13 protein-coding genes and 1 tRNA gene are annotated in these 16,352 nt (G+C 50.7%); 7 read left to right on the top strand and 7 right to left on the bottom strand.

From position 1 onward, the window contains the following. The first annotated feature begins 178 nt into the window (after window positions 1–178). From eptB to NXT09_RS17270, 3 genes are all read left to right on the top strand, one after another. Window positions 179–1,858 (top strand): kdo(2)-lipid A phosphoethanolamine 7''-transferase, encoded by a 1,680-nt coding sequence (eptB, locus tag NXT09_RS17280; RefSeq protein ID WP_268580684.1) that lies wholly within the window; start codon window positions 179–181, stop codon window positions 1,856–1,858. 131 nt (window positions 1,859–1,989) lie between these two features. Further along, window positions 1,990–2,066, top strand: a tRNA-Pro gene (locus tag NXT09_RS17275). A 303-nt stretch (window positions 2,067–2,369) separates the two neighbouring features. After that, window positions 2,370–3,032 carry an Ail/Lom family outer membrane beta-barrel protein gene (locus tag NXT09_RS17270; protein ID WP_268580683.1) on the top strand — a complete coding sequence of 221 codons (663 nt, stop codon included), beginning with the start codon at window positions 2,370–2,372 and terminating at the stop codon, window positions 3,030–3,032. A gap of 43 nt (window positions 3,033–3,075) precedes the next feature. Here NXT09_RS17270 and NXT09_RS17265 read toward each other — a convergent pair whose 3' ends face one another. The 5 genes from NXT09_RS17265 to NXT09_RS17245 form a co-directional block, all read right to left on the bottom strand. Continuing rightward, a complete protein-coding gene (locus tag NXT09_RS17265) occupies window positions 3,076–4,680 on the bottom strand; it encodes an EAL domain-containing protein (protein ID WP_268580682.1) in 1,605 nt (534 codons plus the stop codon). Window positions 4,681–4,891: 211 nt separating this feature from the next. Further along, complete coding sequence (locus NXT09_RS17260) at window positions 4,892–5,674, bottom strand: carboxymuconolactone decarboxylase family protein (RefSeq protein WP_268580681.1); 783 nt, start codon at window positions 5,672–5,674, stop codon at window positions 4,892–4,894. 10 nt (window positions 5,675–5,684) lie between these two features. Further along, window positions 5,685–6,170 carry a (R)-mandelonitrile lyase gene (locus tag NXT09_RS17255; protein ID WP_240584118.1) on the bottom strand — a complete coding sequence of 162 codons (486 nt, stop codon included), beginning with the start codon at window positions 6,168–6,170 and terminating at the stop codon, window positions 5,685–5,687. A 185-nt stretch (window positions 6,171–6,355) separates the two neighbouring features. Next, window positions 6,356–6,514: a hypothetical protein gene (locus NXT09_RS17250; RefSeq protein WP_268580704.1), complete on the bottom strand. Its 159-nt coding sequence runs from the start codon at window positions 6,512–6,514 to the stop codon at window positions 6,356–6,358. Window positions 6,515–6,556: 42 nt separating this feature from the next. Next, the gene (locus NXT09_RS17245) at window positions 6,557–7,759 is read right to left on the bottom strand and encodes a BaiN/RdsA family NAD(P)/FAD-dependent oxidoreductase (RefSeq protein WP_268580680.1); all 1,203 of its coding nucleotides are present in this window, start codon (window positions 7,757–7,759) and stop codon (window positions 6,557–6,559) included. Window positions 7,760–8,037: 278 nt separating this feature from the next. On the opposite strand from NXT09_RS17245, the gene pitA reads away from it, so the two are divergent. After that, complete coding sequence (gene pitA, locus NXT09_RS17240; protein ID WP_039550184.1) at window positions 8,038–9,543, top strand: inorganic phosphate transporter PitA; 1,506 nt, start codon at window positions 8,038–8,040, stop codon at window positions 9,541–9,543. A 219-nt stretch (window positions 9,544–9,762) separates the two neighbouring features. On the opposite strand, the gene uspB is transcribed toward pitA, so the two are convergent. Then, a complete protein-coding gene (gene uspB / locus NXT09_RS17235) occupies window positions 9,763–10,098 on the bottom strand; it encodes a universal stress protein UspB (protein WP_010281678.1) in 336 nt (111 codons plus the stop codon). Between the two features lie 552 nt (window positions 10,099–10,650). On the opposite strand from uspB, the gene uspA reads away from it, so the two are divergent. The 3 genes from uspA (at window position 10,651) to NXT09_RS17220 (ending at window position 14,211) form a co-directional block, all read left to right on the top strand. Beyond that, entirely contained in the window at window positions 10,651–11,088 is a 438-nt protein-coding gene (gene uspA / locus NXT09_RS17230) for a universal stress protein UspA (protein ID WP_014913652.1), read from the top strand. 291 nt (window positions 11,089–11,379) lie between these two features. Next, window positions 11,380–12,723: an NADP-specific glutamate dehydrogenase gene (gene gdhA / locus NXT09_RS17225; protein WP_010298201.1), complete on the top strand. Its 1,344-nt coding sequence runs from the start codon at window positions 11,380–11,382 to the stop codon at window positions 12,721–12,723. Window positions 12,724–12,897: 174 nt separating this feature from the next. Then, window positions 12,898–14,211: an NAD(P)/FAD-dependent oxidoreductase gene (locus NXT09_RS17220; protein ID WP_268580679.1), complete on the top strand. Its 1,314-nt coding sequence runs from the start codon at window positions 12,898–12,900 to the stop codon at window positions 14,209–14,211. Between the two features lie 102 nt (window positions 14,212–14,313). Here NXT09_RS17220 and NXT09_RS17215 read toward each other — a convergent pair whose 3' ends face one another. After that, window positions 14,314–16,209, bottom strand: a complete 1,896-nt coding sequence (locus NXT09_RS17215) for a bifunctional metallophosphatase/5'-nucleotidase (RefSeq protein WP_268580678.1) — start codon at window positions 16,207–16,209, stop codon at window positions 14,314–14,316. Window positions 16,210–16,352: the final 143 nt, after the last annotated feature.

The raw sequence follows: 16,352 nt of genomic DNA, 5'->3' as shown, positions 1-16,352 counted from the left end.
TTTTTCTGTTTTCTCTGCTTAATCATAAGTAAAATTTACGAATTAAAATTCTAAGCCTATTTGCTGTTTTACGATATAGAAATGCCTGTGAGTCTGATTATTTCCGTTGAACTCAGGCATACGAATGTTGTCGTATAGCTTCAGATAATAAGAAAGGTTTGTTGGAGCACTTGTCATAATGAAGTTTGTAGCATCTTTTTCGCAACCCAAATTATCGTTTGTCCTGGCAGTCTATATTGGTCTTTTTCTCAATATCTCAGTATATTATCGCCGGATTGATTATTTTTCACTCTCTGCTGGTAGTCATGTTTCAACGTTTATTCCCGCTATTGTCGAATTGACCGCGAGCATCTTATTTACCTTTTTCCTGATGAGAATTATCTCACTTGGGGGACGTCGTTTTTATCGGGTTATCGCTTCTCTCCTGGTGCTGATTTCCGTTGCCGCCAGTTATTACATGACGTTTTTTAATGTTGTGATTGGCTATGGCATTATTGCGGCGGTCATGACCACAGATATTGATCTTTCTAAAGAAGTTATTGGTTTTCGTTTTTTCCTGTGGATGCTGGCGGTGAGTGCGTTGCCGCTGTTTTTGATCTGGAAGAACTCGCTGCGTCATACGCTGATCGAACAGCTTAAATCACCGGGAAAGCGTCTGGTTCCTCTTCTGGTTCTTGTCGCTGTCGTTGCGTTGGTTTGGATGCCGCTTCGCTATATGGACAATGTTCAGTCGGTGTCCGAGCGAGAATCCAATGTGGATTTGCCCAGCTATGGCGGTGTAGTGGCGCATTCGTATCTGCCTTCTAACTGGTTGTCTGCACTAGGATTATTTGCGTACACCAAGTATGACGAGAGTCAGGATTCTTCTAATCTTTTCGATCCGGCTCAGCATTTTACCTATGTCCCGCCGAAAGGCATTGATGATACCTACGTCGTTTTCATTATCGGTGAAACAACCCGTTGGGATCATATGGGGCTGTTAGGCTATGAGCGCGATACGACGCCGAAGCTATCAAAAGAAAAAAATCTGGTCGCGTTCCGTGGTCAGTCGTGTGATACCTCAACCAAGCTTTCTATGCGCTGTATGTTTGTGCGAGAAGGTGGTACGGAAGACAACCCACAGCGAACCCTGAAAGAGCAGAATATCTTTGCCGTACTGAAAGAGCTGGGCTTTACCTCCGAGCTTTTTGCGATGCAAAGTGAGGTGTGGTTTTACAATAGCATCGAGGCGAACAACTACTCTTTCCGTGAGATGATTGCGTCAGAGAAACACAATGACGGCAAGTCGGTGCAGGATATGTTGCTGGTCGACGAGGTCAAGGAATCGCTGGCACGCTACCCCAAAGGTAAGCACCTGATTGTGCTGCATACCAAAGGCTCTCACTACCTGTATTCCATGCGATATCCCCGCAGCTATGCGCGCTATCAGCCAGAATGTATGGGCGTTGATGCCTCCTGTACGCGTGAGCAGTTGATTAATGCTTTCGATAATAGCGTGCTCTATACCGATAGCTTTATTGATAGCGTGATCGATCAGGTGCGGGATAAGAAAGCAATCGTGTTTTATGCCTCCGATCACGGTGAATCTATTGATGATAACTATCATTTGCACGGCACGCCGCGTCACATGGCACCGCCTGAACAGTTCCGTTCACCGATGATGGTTTGGACATCGGATAAGTTTCTGGCTGATACCAATAATCAGCATGCGTTTGAGCAGTTGAAGGCTCAGCAGCGCATTGGCAAAACACATCGCCATGAAGAGCTGTTTGACACGATTCTTGGATGTGTGGGATACACGTCGCCTGACGGCGGTATTAACCCTAAAAATAACTGGTGTCAGAAACCCGCTAATTGATATGAATCACGGACAAGGACGTCGGTTTCAGGCTGTAAATACAAGAGATGGATACTTTAGCGGCAGCTGAAACCCTTTTGTTAAAAAGGTATTGACGCTCTAATAAGGTAGCAGTAATATGCGCCCGCATTCGGCGAGTAGCGCAGCTTGGTAGCGCAACTGGTTTGGGACCAGTGGGTCGGAGGTTCGAATCCTCTCTCGCCGACCAACACCCTTCCTCGGTAAATCCTTTTCAGTTTTTCTTCTGTTTCAATCATCGTCTATTCATACTATCGGTTTAAAAATAATCTCGTTTTAAGCACAATTTCGTTTAAAAAATAGTCGTTTTTAAAAAAATACCCTTTATCACTATAGGGTTTTACCTCAGTACTCTTTGGTGCCGAAAATTTCCATAACTCCTCGGTGTTCAGTTCAGAATGTTCCCAAAAAGTAGTGTTAAAACCGCACGTAAATTACCATGGATAATATATATCTATTTGTTTTTTAATGATTTAAATAAGAATTTCACCAGTTGTTTAAAAATAAAACTGACTTTACCTCGCCGTATTTAAATGTAAGTTTATGTGCGGCCAACATTTGCGAAATTTATATATTCGCTTTGTTGAAACCGTCTTTTTATTCAAACATGGAAGATGTTTCGATCATGAAAAAAACAACACTGCTACTCTCCACTTTGATTGCTTGTGCCATGGGAATGTCTGCTGCTCAGGCGACACAAACAGTGTCTTTGGGTTATGCTCAGGCGAAAATTGATGACTTGAAAGATCCAAAAGGGATTACGGCCAAATACCATTATCAGGGCGACTCCGCACTTGGTATTATCGGTTCTTTCACTTATCTGGGGGCAAAAGAAGATTATTATGATCGTGACTTCAACTCCAATGATACGACTAAAATTAAATACTATTCCTTGATGGCTGGGCCATCTTACCGTTTTAATGACGTCGTTAGTGTTTATGGCCTGGCGGGTGTTGGTCATGGCAAAGTGGATTGGAAATACGATTACGGTACTTTTGCTGATTCCGGTAGTGAGAAAGAAACACGCTTTGCTTACGGTGCCGGTATTCAAATCACACCAGTAGCAAACTGGGCGATTGATATTGGCTACGAAGGCACGAAGATTTATGAAACGCGTATAGATAGCTTTAATATTGGCGTCGGTTACCGTTTCTGATTTACCGATTATTGAATACCGGTGGACAGGTTTCTGCCGGTTATTACTGCTTTTCCCCTTCTTTGTTTTTATTCATAAAGCTCTCAATCGATTTATTGCCATTATAGTGAAGCCAGACCAGCAACGATTCATTGTCCATCGGCTTGGCATAAAGGAATCCCTGTATATATTTGACGCCGCGCCGTTGTAAATACATGAGCTGTTGTTCGGTTTCCACACCTTCCGCTACGGATTGAAGCTTGATGCGATGGCTCAAAGTAATAATGGCATCAAGAATAGGAGCTTCTTCATCCGGTGATGAAACCGCGCCGACGAATCCCTGATCTATTTTCAGGCAATCCAGCGGAAAATTTTGCAGATAAGAAAGTGAACAGTGGCCGGTGCCGAAGTCATCGATGGCAATCATAAAGCCATCTTCACGCAGCTGATGTAGGCGCTGTATGATTTCAGGGCCGTTGCTGATGAGGTTACGTTCTGTCAGTTCCAGCGTAATGCTTAATGAATGAGCGGCGACTTTCTCTGCGAAGCGGTGTACGTCTGAGACGAAGCTTGGGTGATGCAAATGCTCTGCTGCAACGTTGAGCCCCAGATGGAACCCCGGTTTTACCTGCCAACTGGCGATATCTGACGCCACCAGATCAAATAAATGCCGAGTGATAGGAATGATCATACTTTCTGCTTCGGCGGCAGAGATAAATACATCGGGTCTAATCCACTGCCCGTTGCTGCGTCGCCAGCGCAGTAGCGTTTCTACTCCAGTACAGGCTTGTGATTCCGTGTCATAGATAGGCTGGTAATAGACGGAAAATTCGCCGTTAGCGATGCCCTTACGGATTTCTTCGCGGAAGAATAACTTACGTTTTTGCCAGTACCACATCGCCGTAGTGAAAAGCAGAGAGAGGATAATGGCCAGTGGCAGAAACGTGAAAAATGCCTGCTTCCAGTTGGTGATTTCCTGAGTGGCAGGGGCGGTAACATTGAGGGTAATCGGAAAGCGGCTCGACTTGATTTCAAGCGCAGAGGTAGAAAATAGGCTCCTGTGCGGCGTAATGGTTGGGCCCGTTTGAATCGGGTGACCGTTATCCATTTGCAGGATAAGTTGATAGCCGCGAATCTTGCTAATCGCAGTCATGAGATCGATCAGATATTGCGCATCGACCATAGCATAAGCGCCGTAACCCGTAGGAGGCATCTGGACGAAGATCAGCGCTGGGCGTTCTTTCACGTTATCTGAACCGGCAATCGACAGGCTCCAGCGTTCAGAATAGGTCTCCGGTAGCGGCTGTTGAATGACGCGGCTGAGTGGTGTCGACGTGCTGCCAAACGTCGAAGAGCAATAGACGTCAGTATTATGGATAACGCCGATAGCGCGGAAGTAAGAAAAGACCGAGCCAAGGCGTTGCAGTTCATCGCCGATGACATCGCAGGGCTGACCATGAAAGCGCTGGAGGCGATCCACCATCTGCCATGCCTGTGTCGAAATATTCTCGGCATGATTCATTGCGATTTGCGCAGTGGATTCCAAATCGCGCTTTACCATTAATCTGGACTCAACAAAAGTGAACAATAAACCCAGCAGCAGTGGCAGCATACCTGCAACCAGTAGCAGCAATATGTTGATTTTATGTTCACTACGTCTGGGGCTCATTCACATCTCCTTTCTGGCAGCAGAGGCCTATGTAGAGACGTCCTTTTCTCCGTGAATCAAAGGAGAGTGCTGAATAGAGATTATTATAGTGGTTATTTGCTGAAAGAGATTCGGCGACAATAAAGTTTGTAACCTGAATAAGCGGGGATTGGATTGCTGTTCACTCGAGCTGAATATTGCCCTGTGCATTACACAGGGCATATTGCGAACATCAGCTTCCGTTACGGGACGTGACGACCTCTTTAAACACTGGCAATGCGGCAAACACTTTTGGCCAACCAGCAATAAAGGCCAACTGAGTCAGCGTTTCGGAAGCCTGCTCTTTGGTGAGCCCGCTATCCATTGCCCGGTTCAGGTGGTAAGGCAGTTGGGCTGACTGGCCCTCAGTGATGAGTGAGCTGACCGTAATCAGGCTACGATCTCGTGGAGCCAGCCCCGGCCGCAGCCACAGATCGCGGAAAAGGGCCTCAGTGGTGTACTTCTCCACGCCAGGTGCCAGATTGCCCAGGCTTTCTGATGCGAGCTTGACGCGTCGGGCTTCGGCAGCTTCATCAATGTGAAGCAGTGTGACGTCAGCCCCTGGAAGCTGCTCCGAGCGGATCCCCCGGCTGGCAAACACGCTGCTTGTGACCATCGCCGCTGAGGAAGCGTTAGGCCAGCCAGCATAGAACGCCAGATGCGTAAGCAGCTCTGAAATTTCGGACGGCTTCACGCCATTATCCAGCGCCACATTCAGGTAATGAGGCAGAAGGGTGGTATTGTCGCGGGTAACAAGCGCGGCGAGAGTGACCAGACTACGATCGCGGGCGGAGAGCTGCTGTCGTTGCCAAAGTTCGCCATCGGTCAGCTTTTGCGTATAGGCGGTCATGGCTGGTGCCGCTGTGCGAACGGCAGCATTAACGTCTGGTTGAGCAGGGAAAGTATGCTGCCCTTGTGTCGCGCAACCAGACAGGAAAAACGCGGCGGCGATCAGTGAAAGGGATGTTTTTTTCATCGCTTTCTCCTTAATGTCCGTACTGCTCGTCGGAAACCTTCTCCATCCACTGAACGTTTTTCCCTTCAGCGTCGCTTTCCTGAATCGCAAGGTGCACCATTCCGGTTGTTGCGGTCGCGCCGTGCCAGTGCTTAACGCCCGGTGGGCAGAAAACCACGTCACCTGCGTTGATTACTTTTTTCTCCCCGCCCCACTGTTGAACCCAGCCGGTTCCAGAAGTGACCACCAGCGTCTGACCTAGAGGATGAGTATGCCAGGCTGCGCGTGCGCCGGGCTCAAAGGATACGTAAGCGCCTGTCGTGCGCTGAGGTGATTGCGCTTTGATAAACAGAGGGTCAATCCAGGCTCTGCCGGTGAAGTTTGCTTCTGGAGCGCGGATAAACTCCCGGCTTCCACTTTCAGAAATCGTCATCTGGGCGTCTGCCGCCAGCGCCGTTGGTACAGCAAAGGCTGAGAACAGAAATGCACCGGCTATCGAAGAGGTTTTAACATTCATCACTAACTCCGTTAGAGGGAAAAGAAATAATGGGGCGGATGTTTATGAAATTAAGTTTTGTACTACCCCAGTGATATTTAGCAGAGTTGGTATGAAAGATAATTAATGAAAATCGATAGCCTTTATGAGTTTATCTCATCAATCAGGCTGATCTGTGCGAACGTTTTGGTGAGGATTGGTTGAAGTTATGACTGCATACCCGATGGGGAAGTCTGCTCGCGCAGGGCGGTAATATCTTTCTTGGCTGGAACGCCGAACAAACGGCGGTATTCGCGGCTGAATTGCGAAGGGCTTTCATAACCCACTTTGGAAGAGTGAGCGCCGCTGAGGCTCGCAAGGTACATTGAACGGTTTACCCTGCTCGCCTTACATCAATTCTATATCTATCAGCTTTCTACAAAAGGTAGCGCCTGCGCGCACGCCCATGCTGAGCTCCACGCCCATTGGAAGTTATAGCCGCCGAGCCAGCCGGTCACATCGACCACTTCACCGATGAAATACAGCCCCGGCACCGCGCTGGCCTCCATGGTTTTGGAGGACAGCGCGCGGGTGTCAACGCCACCGATGGTCACTTCGGCTGTGCGATAACCTTCCGTACCGTTTGGCTGCACGCGCCACTGTTGCAGACTCTGCTCAATCTGCGTTTGCTGTGCGCTGTTGAGCTGTTTCAACGTGACGTCCGGCAGTTGCCCTAACTCCTGTAGGCATTCAACCAGTCGTTTAGGTAGCCACTGTGCCAGCGTGTTTTTCAGGCTTTGGTTCGGGTGAGCGGCGCGCTCGTCATTAATAAGCTGGGTGAGATCGCGATCGGGCAGTAGATTGATGGTGACGAATTCACCCGCCTGCCAGTAGCTGGAGATCTGCAAAATAGCGGGGCCAGAGAGCCCACGGTGCGTAAACAGGATATTTTCACGGAACGTCACGCCGTTTTCTGCGGTGACGACGGTCGGCACGGAGACGCCGGAGAGCGTTTGCAACTGTTCGAGCAGCGGCTTGTGGAGCGTAAAGGGCACCAGTGCTGCGCGAGTTGGGAGCACGTTGATACCGAACTGGGCGGCGAGCTGGTAACCGAACGGCGTCGCGCCCAGACCGGGCATCGACAGGCCGCCGCAGGCAACAACCAGCGATGCACTTTGGAATGATGTGCCGTTGTTTAGCTGGATGGTGAACCGATCGTCTGATTTCTCCACCGAGGTCACTTCACTGCGCAGACGGAGGGTGACATTCGCTCGCTCACATTCTGTTACCAGCATGTCCACGATTTGCTGTGCGGAATCATCGCAGAATAGCTGACCGAGTGTTTTCTCGTGGTAAGCGATGCGGTGGCTGTTGACCAGACTGATGAAATCCCATTGGGTATAACGCGCCAATGCTGATTTACAAAAGTGAGGATTGTGAGACAGATAGGCCGCCGGCTCTGCATACATATTGGTAAAGTTGCAGCGCCCGCCCCCGGACATCAATATTTTCCGGCCAGCCTTCTTGCCGTTATCGAGCAGTAGAACACGCAGTCCGCGTTGTCCTGCCTGTGCCGCACAAAACATGCCTGCTGCACCGGCACCGATGATGACAGCGTCAAACTGTTCCACAATGCATTTCTCCGATGAGTGATTTTATCTTCTTGGATTGCCACAGGCTGATAAGCCGTAGGGCGGCAAATTGTAGTGTTGGTTTTTGTTCGATACCAGCGTAACAATTTGCATATTTTAGTAAAAATATATAATTATTTGATTTTTATTGATTAAGTGGTTTTTCCATCGATCGCCGTCACATATTAAGTCAAAAAAATGTCATATTTCGCTTTTCCCGACCCCTGCTTGTCGCCGATAATGCGCCGCGTTCATGACCACTAAATGGCCTAACGTTTATGCTACATTTATTTGCCGGTTTGGATTACTACACTGGCCTGATGTTGATATTGGCTTTGTTGTTTGTACTGATGTATGAAGCCATCAACGGTTTTCACGATACTGCGAATGCCGTTGCCACTGTTATTTATACCCGTGCCATGCGTGCCGAGTTTGCTGTTGTTATGGCGGGTGTCTTTAATTTCTTCGGTGTACTGCTGGGCGGCCTGAGCGTGGCCTATGCAATTGTTCACCTTCTCCCCACGGATTTATTGCTGAACGTGAGTTCGGCGCACGGCCTGGCCATGGTCTTTTCCATGCTGCTGGCTGCCATTATCTGGAACCTCGGTACCTGGTACTTCGGTATTCCTGCCTCCAGTTCTCACACACTGATCGGCTCCATTATCGGTATTGGTTTAACCAACGCGCTGTTGACGGATACCTCCGTCGTGGATGCGTTGAACGTGCCGAAAATGATCAGCATTTTCCTGTCGTTGCTGCTCTCGCCGATTGTGGGGATGGTAGTTGCAGGTCTGCTGGTGCTGGTGCTGCGTCGGTTCTGGAACAACAGCAAAAAACGCAAGCGCGTGCATCTGACGCCTGTCGATCGCGAAAAGCAGGACGGCAAGCGTAAGCCGCCGTTCTGGACGCGTACCGCGCTGATTTTATCGGCGATTGGTGTGAGCTTCTCTCACGGTGCAAACGACGGTCAGAAAGGTATCGGCTTGATTATGCTGGTGCTGATTGGCGTCGCGCCAGCCGGGTTTATTGTCAACATGAACGCGTCTGGCTATGACATCAGCCGTACCCGTGATGCCGTTGTCAATTTGCAGGAATACTACAAGCAGCACGGCGACGCGCTGACGCATGTGATCGACCTGTCTCCGCCAGTCATTCCTACGCCAGAAAGCACGATTCCCGGCAACGGTCAGAAAGAGTTTCACTGTGACAGTTCACGCGTGATGATTGCGATTGACCGTACACAGGGTCTGCTGAATAACCTGAAAAGTTACGACCAGCTGAATCCTGACGATCGTAGCAGAGTACGTCGTTTGCTGATGTGTATCTCTGACACGATGGATCGGGTGATCAAGCTGCCAGAAACGTCGGGCGAAGATAAGCGCTACCTGAGCAACCTGCGTAAAGACATGCTACAGACGGTTGAGTACGCGCCTCTTTGGATTATCGTCGCTGTCGCATTGGCGCTGTCTCTGGGCACAATGGTGGGCTGGAAACGCGTTGCAGTGACCATCGGTGAGAAGATTGGTAAGAAAGGCATGACCTACGCACAGGGCGTTTCGGCGCAGGTGACGGCGGCCTTGTCGATTGGTGTTGCCAGCTATACCGGTATGCCGGTTTCCACCACGCACGTATTGTCCTCGGCGGTTGCCGGGACGATGATTGCGGACGGTGGTGGCGTACAGGGCAAAACGATAAGAAGTATTCTGCTTGCCTGGGTGCTGACGCTACCTGTCTCAATGCTGATGTCCGGTACGCTGTACTGGCTGGCGTTGAAGCTGATCTAACGGCGTTAATTCATCACGCATAAAAAAACGTAGGGAACGTTTTTCAACGTCGCTTGCGACGGCCCGAAGGGTAACGGACAAGGATGTCCGTCATAAAAAAAGGCGATTCTGTGGGGAATCGCCTTTTTACTTTTTATCGACGTTCATGGTTGTCATACCAATGATGGTGTTAATAGCAATAATAGTGTTAATGCCAGAGAGTTGTGTCAGTACCCGCGTTTAATACCATATTGTCATTGCAAACAGACTGATGACGATAAGGCCGCACAGAGCGGTTGTAAGCAGAAACTGTCCCCGCACTCGCTCGCAACGGCGAATAAACTCAGGGTCGTGATGATCAAGATAGCGTTGCGCGTAGATATAGCGTACCAGCCGGATTTGTTTACTTGGCTGGCCGTGCGATGTAAAGAAGCCACCCCCGTCAACGTATTGGTAAAGCAGCGGGTCACAGTCACGCAAAATCAGCAGTAACACGCGTAATGAAGAGTAGTACCTCGCCATATTGATGATGCAGACGATACATAAAGCCCAGAAAAGCGCAAATGTACTAATCATGCTTCCCTCCCGGTCGTTCTATTCGTCAGATTCGATGGTCATACCTTCCCGTTGTCCACCTGTCACCGATGACAAGCGTTACTATTTATCCGCGACGCTTATCTACGACGTTTGTCTGTGACATTTTTCTACGAATAGTTATGCCACGCGCTTGCGCACGATTTTATTGTCATTTGGATAGCCAACGGCATCACGGCTAGCCCCATTCTCGTTTTCCATCCCAGGGTGCAGCGGACAGGCTCACCGCTCCCTACTTGTAGTGTAGAAGAAGAATGTTCGTTTGTGCCAGAGAGGCAGGCGCAATCGGCATGAAGGACGATTTTCGACGAGATAATGCCCTTTCTGAAAGGAGAAGCTGCGCGATTTAACTGTGAAAAGGAGCGGTTTCTACTACACTTATCAATAGAATTAACAGGTTTGAAAACGGGTTGTGATCGACTGAACAGTCCGATAGCGCGGACGAGTGCTATCGTATAACTCTCTGTTAAGTATTAAAGCGGCAGGAGAAATATCTGCTAACCCTTAATTAGTCTTTACGGAAGGAGTCTTATTATGGCTTACAAACACATCCTTATTGCTGTTGACCTTTCTCCAGAAAGCAAAGTGTTAGTGGAAAAAGCGGTTTCAATGGCAAGGCCGTACAATGCGAAAGTGTCGTTAATCCACGTCGATGTGAACTACTCCGATCTCTACACCGGGCTGATTGACGTCAATTTGGGTGACATGCAACAGCGTATCTCCGAAGAAACCCAGAACGCGTTGGCTGAGTTGTCCCAGAACGCGGGCTACCCTATCAGCGAGACGCTGAGCGGCAGCGGCGATTTAGGGCAGGTGCTGGTTGATGCGATTAAGAAATATGATGTCGACCTCGTGCTGTGCGGTCACCATCAGGACTTCTGGAGCAAACTGATGTCTTCTGCTCGTCAGCTGATTAATACCGTACATGTCGACATGCTCATCGTGCCGCTGCGTGATGATGAAGACGAATAAAAATTAGCTTTTTTTGCATTTTTTTTCAGTGATGAAAGGCACGGCTTCTTAGCTGTGCCTTTTGTTATATAACAAAAACTTATAGCAAATTTCTCTTCTCAAATCGCCAAAAAACCCTTCCTATCCCATTGGATTATAACGTTTATCTGAAAAGAAAACGCTTGCTTAAATATCCATCGCCAGTGTTATAGTCCAGAGGACACAACATCATTTTCACCGATCCCACAAGCTTCTGCGTGTCTAAAAATAAAGAAGCAGACGGGAACTTATTCGTTCAATCAGGAGCTGTTCATGGCACAAATCGTATCTCTGGCAAGTTTTCTTGATTCTGTTCAACAACGCGATCCGCATCAGCCTGAGTTTCTACAGGCCGTTAATGAAGTCCTTTCCACTCTGTGGCCTTTTCTGGAACAGAACCCTCACTATGCGGATTACAGCCTGCTGGAACGATTGGTAGAACCAGAACGCGTGATTCAGTTCCGCGTCGCATGGACGGACGACAAAGGTCAGGTACAGGTAAACCGCGCCTGGCGTGTCCAGTTCAGCTCTGCGATCGGCCCATACAAAGGCGGCATGCGTTTCCACCCGTCCGTTAACCTGTCGATTCTGAAATTCCTCGGCTTCGAGCAGACCTTCAAAAATGCGCTAACGACGCTGCCAATGGGCGGCGGCAAAGGCGGCTCGGACTTTAACCCGAAAGGGAAAAGCCAGGGCGAAGTCATGCGCTTCTGTCAGGCGCTGATGACGGAGCTGTATCGTCATCTGGGTGCGGACACAGACGTTCCGGCGGGCGACATCGGCGTGGGCGGCCGTGAAGTCGGTTTCATGACTGGCATGATGAAGAAACTGACCAACAACACCGCGTGCGTCTTCACCGGTAAAGGATTGTCGTTCGGCGGCAGTCTGATCCGTCCTGAAGCGACGGGCTACGGTCTGATCTACTTCACGGAAGCGATGCTGAAACGCCACGGTCTGGGCTTTGAAGGCATGCGTGTCGCGGTATCCGGCTCCGGTAATGTGGCGCAGTACGCGATTGAAAAAGCGATGGAACTGGGTGCACGCGTGGTTACGGCATCGGATTCTAACGGCACGGTGGTGGATGAGAACGGGTTTACCCCAGAGAAACTGGCGCTGCTGGAAGAGATTAAAAACAAACGCTATGGCCGCGTGGAAGATTACGCGCGCGAAGCGAAACTGACCTACCTCGCAGGCAAAACGCCGTGGGAAGTACCGGTAGATATCGCGCTGCCGTGTGCGACGCAGAATGAGCTGGATCTGCCAGCGGCGCAGACGCTGATTGCTAACGGTGTGAAAGCCGTGGCAGAAGGTGCCAACATGCCAACCACGATCCCAGCGACCGACGCGTTCCTGGATGCAGGCGTACTGTTTGCGCCGGGCAAAGCGGCCAACGCCGGCGGCGTGGCGACATCCGGTCTGGAAATGGCGCAGAACGCAGCTCGTTTGGGCTGGAAAGCCGAGAAGGTGGATGCGCGCCTGCACCACATCATGCTGGATATTCACAATGCCTGTGTGCAGTACGGCGGTGAAAACAGCCAGACTAACTACGTGCGCGGTGCCAACGTGGCTGGCTTTGTAAAAGTAGCCGACGCGATGCTGGCGCAGGGCGTCGTGTAACACCTGCTTTACTTAAAGCGCCTGTATTCGCAGGCGCTTTGATTTCTCACTTATTTATCTAAATTTTAGCGACATTTCTTGCTGGACACCGCTTCCTGCCTTTCTTTATCTTAATCAGCATTGTGTATCGTCAGTCTTCTGGTACAACCCGTTCTCTTCAAGGCTTACACCATTGTGAAAATCAAACATCTTCCTTTCGATCAGAATCGTAATGGCTGGTCGGCAGATCTTATCGATAAACCGAATTACCCGCAGCAGCGTGGAAAAACAACAGCGGACTGGCTGGTGATCGGCGCGGGCTATGCGGGGATTGCCTTTGCACAACGTCTGGCTGAACAGCGCCCGGATAAACACATTATCCTGCTGGATGCGGGCGAGATTGGCGACAATGCTTCTGGGCGTAACTCCGGTTTCGTTATCGATTTGCCGCATAACATCGGTAGCTCGACGGCCGAGCTGGAAAAAGCGGCGGCTTATCGTCGCTTGTTGCAGTCCGGTGTGGCGCATCTGAAAGAGAAGGTGGATCGCCATGCGATTGCGTGCGACTGGAGCGTAGCGGGGAAATATCACTGCGCCGTCAGTTCAACGTTTAACGGCCTGATCGATACCTATGTCCGTGAATTGAACGATCTGGGTGAACCCTATCAGGTGGTGGAAAAAGACGAGCTTGCTCGCCGCCTCGGCACGTCTTTCTACCATCGTGCTGTGTATACCCCCAATTGCATTCTGCTAAACCCGGCGGCGCTGGTGGTCGGGCTGGTGGCGAATTTGCCGAAGAACGTGACGGTTTACGCCCATTCACCCGCGCTGAATATCGAGACCGGATCGCGCATTCGCGTGGAAACACCCTACGGCGAGATTCAGGCAGATAAGCTGATGATGGCGATTAACGGCGCGGCGCGCGGTCTACCGCTGTTCAATGGCCGGGTATTTGCCGTGGCGACCTTCGCGACCCTGACAGAACCGCTGAACACGGAACAGATAGCACGCATGGGTGACATGCCGGACTGGGGGCTGACGCCGGTCAATGCCCTGGCCAGTGCGACGCTGCGCTATACGCGCGACCATCGCTTCCTGATTCGGGAACATGTGAAATTTGCCCCGGAGCTGGTCAATAGCGCGGTAGAAACCGGACGCCACGCGCGTCGCCACGCCGCTATTTTTGCCCGGATGTTCCCGCAGTTGAGCGATGTGAAGATGGCGCATACCTGGTCAGGTTTGATTAGCGTAACACGCAACGGCGCGCCAATTTGGGGGCAGCTAAGCGACAATGTGTACGCGTCCGCTGGCTGTAACGGAGCGGGGCTGTCGAAGCAAACCGCTGCCGGACATATTCTGGCGGATTTGGCGCTGGGTGAAGACAACCCGCTGATCGCCGATATGCAATCGCTCGGACAGGCGAACTACCTGCCGCCACGTCCTTTCCTGGATGTAGGCGTGAACGGCTACCTGACGAGCGAACGCTGGAAAGCTCGCAGCGAGAGATAACACAGCCTGCCAATGGCAGGCTGTGCAGCGTCTTTACGATCTATCCATTATCACCGCTCGACGCACGTTGTCAGCGGTCTTGGATTCCCGCTGAGGCGTCGGTTAGTTAATGGCTGCGATAATCGTCAGCTGATCGTTCAGCCGCTGTTTGATCAACGCGTTGGTGGTGCTGTCGCGCTGTTGCGTCAATTCCGCTACGCGTTTCTCCTTCTGCGCGGCATCTGGCAGCAGCAATGCTTTCACGTTGATGGATTGCACGTTGCTGTAGCGGCCATCATCTGAGGTCGGTATGCTGATTTTTCCGCTGTTGAGCAGCGATTCGACGATGTGGCGTTCGCGCTCATAGCCCTTTAATCCCGCCAACTTCCAGCGCTGCGGTACTGTACCTTCGTATTGGCCTTTTTTCACTTCGGTCAGATAGCGGATGGTCAGGTTACGAATCGTGCCCGCCTCTTCGCCATATTCCGCTTTGGTGTCCGACAGCACCGGGAACTGCATGCCTTCTAGCACGCCGCCTTTCTGCGTCAGGTGGCCCATGCGGTAGCTGTTCATGCCCAGACGAATCGGCGTGTCGTCGGTAACCGGCGTGCCGTTATTCATTTTCAGGTCGGTGATGCGCTGCCCAGCGGGTTTCGTCAGGTCGATGGTGTACGTCACGCCGTCGAAGAAATCATTGGTGGAATACTTGGACGCGCGGCGCTGTGGATTGAAGCTGTAAGTCACATCGCCGTCCTGCAACTGGTTGAAGTAACCCGCTGACCATTCCATGTATTTCTTCAGTTCTTTACCGGTGAGCTGATAAACCGTGATCTCACCGCCAGCATATTGATAGTTAAAGGCAATGTCCTTCGCGGCGATGGTGCCGACGTTCAGCTTGGGCCGGTCGTTATCAATTTGCAGCGCGATAACCTGTGCTTTAGGGGCGTAATAGCGGCTGGCTTCCTGGAACAGGGCGCTGATGCCTGTGTCCTGCACGTGTACCTGAGGAATGCCTTTCACGACATCTTGCGGCACCAGATCGTGCCCAAGAAGCTGGGCAATCGGACGGTTGGCGTTGGCGCGCAGGGTATTGTGATAAGGCTCGTAGATATCTTCCATCTTGCGGTCAGAATCCACGTCCTTGATCGAATAGGTATAGCTGTCTTTGTTGATCAGCACGTACTTGCCGTTCTGCTGCTCAAACTGCAAATCGATGCGCGACAGTGCACGACCATATCTGTCTGGTTCGGTGACGATCACGCCATTAATCACCTCTTTGTCCACTTTTACGTGCATATGGCCCGCGACGATGGCGGCTAATTCAGGATTCGCACGAGCGATATCACCGACACCGGTGCCCGGTCGCTGGTTCTCGTTATCGATTCCCATATGGGCGACCAGTACGATGGCATCCACTTTGCCGTGGAGTTGCTGGATAACGGTTTTTACCGCCCCGACGGGATCGGTAAAGTTCAGCCCTTTCACGCGGTCAGTGCCTTTGGCGAATTCCGCGGTCATCGGCGTATCCATACCGATGATGCCAATCTTCACGCCCTGCCGTTCGACAATTTTATAGGCGGGTAAGTAAGGTTTACCGCTTTCCCAAAAAATGTTGCCTGCCAGCGCGGTGCCTTTGAACTGGTCAAGCGAGGTGGAGAGCACGTTCAGGCCGAAATCGAACTCGTGGTTGCCCAGCACCCAGACATCATAATTCAGGGCGTTAAAACCGAGGATCATCGGGCTGGTTTTGTCATTTTTGAAGGTTTCGACAAAGTTGCCCTGAATGGTATCGCCCGCATCAACCAGAATCACATTCGGCTGCTGTGCGCGAATCTTATGCACCTGTGTGGCGATCTGGCTCAGGCTGCCCGCCATGTTGGCGGTGTCAGTGGCGTAATCCCAGGGAACAAAGGTGCCATGCAGATCGGATGTCCCTAGAATCGTAATATTGACGGGTTCTTGAGCGGCCATAGCAGAAGTACTCAAACAAAGCAGAAGTGACAGAAGCGTTTTTTTCATTATGTCATCTTAGTGTCATAAACGGTGATAGTGCGGAATTATGCGATTTGCTTCTCATTAGTGCCACAGACTTTGCAAAAGCAGCGTAGGAAATGCGAAGCAGGGTAAGTTTTTAGTCGCCGATACGCTTAGCGTCGCGGCGA

It is taken from the genome of Pectobacterium jejuense (assembly GCF_026800125.1).
GTDB classification, from domain to species: Bacteria; Pseudomonadota; Gammaproteobacteria; order Enterobacterales; family Enterobacteriaceae; genus Pectobacterium; species Pectobacterium jejuense.
The sequence above is the reverse complement of the archived record's forward strand: the minus strand, read 5'-3'. Positions and strand labels throughout refer to the sequence as shown.

Excerpts from the sequence above, each read along its gene's own strand:
- eptB (WP_268580684.1), top strand. The coding sequence starts at position 179 with ATGAAGTTTGTAGCATCTTTTTCGCAACCCAAATTATCGTTTGTCCTG.
- NXT09_RS17265 (WP_268580682.1), bottom strand. The coding sequence starts at position 4,680 with ATGAGCCCCAGACGTAGTGAACATAAAATCAACATATTGCTGCTACTG.
- NXT09_RS17260 (WP_268580681.1), bottom strand. The coding sequence starts at position 5,674 with ATGAAAAAAACATCCCTTTCACTGATCGCCGCCGCGTTTTTCCTGTCT.
- NXT09_RS17255 (WP_240584118.1), bottom strand. The coding sequence starts at position 6,170 with ATGAATGTTAAAACCTCTTCGATAGCCGGTGCATTTCTGTTCTCAGCC.
- NXT09_RS17250 (WP_268580704.1), bottom strand. The coding sequence starts at position 6,514 with ATGTACCTTGCGAGCCTCAGCGGCGCTCACTCTTCCAAAGTGGGTTAT.
- pitA (WP_039550184.1), top strand. The coding sequence starts at position 8,038 with ATGCTACATTTATTTGCCGGTTTGGATTACTACACTGGCCTGATGTTG.
- uspB (WP_010281678.1), bottom strand. The coding sequence starts at position 10,098 with ATGATTAGTACATTTGCGCTTTTCTGGGCTTTATGTATCGTCTGCATC.
- uspA (WP_014913652.1), top strand. The coding sequence starts at position 10,651 with ATGGCTTACAAACACATCCTTATTGCTGTTGACCTTTCTCCAGAAAGC.
- gdhA (WP_010298201.1), top strand. The coding sequence starts at position 11,380 with ATGGCACAAATCGTATCTCTGGCAAGTTTTCTTGATTCTGTTCAACAA.
- NXT09_RS17215 (WP_268580678.1), bottom strand. The coding sequence starts at position 16,209 with ATGAAAAAAACGCTTCTGTCACTTCTGCTTTGTTTGAGTACTTCTGCT.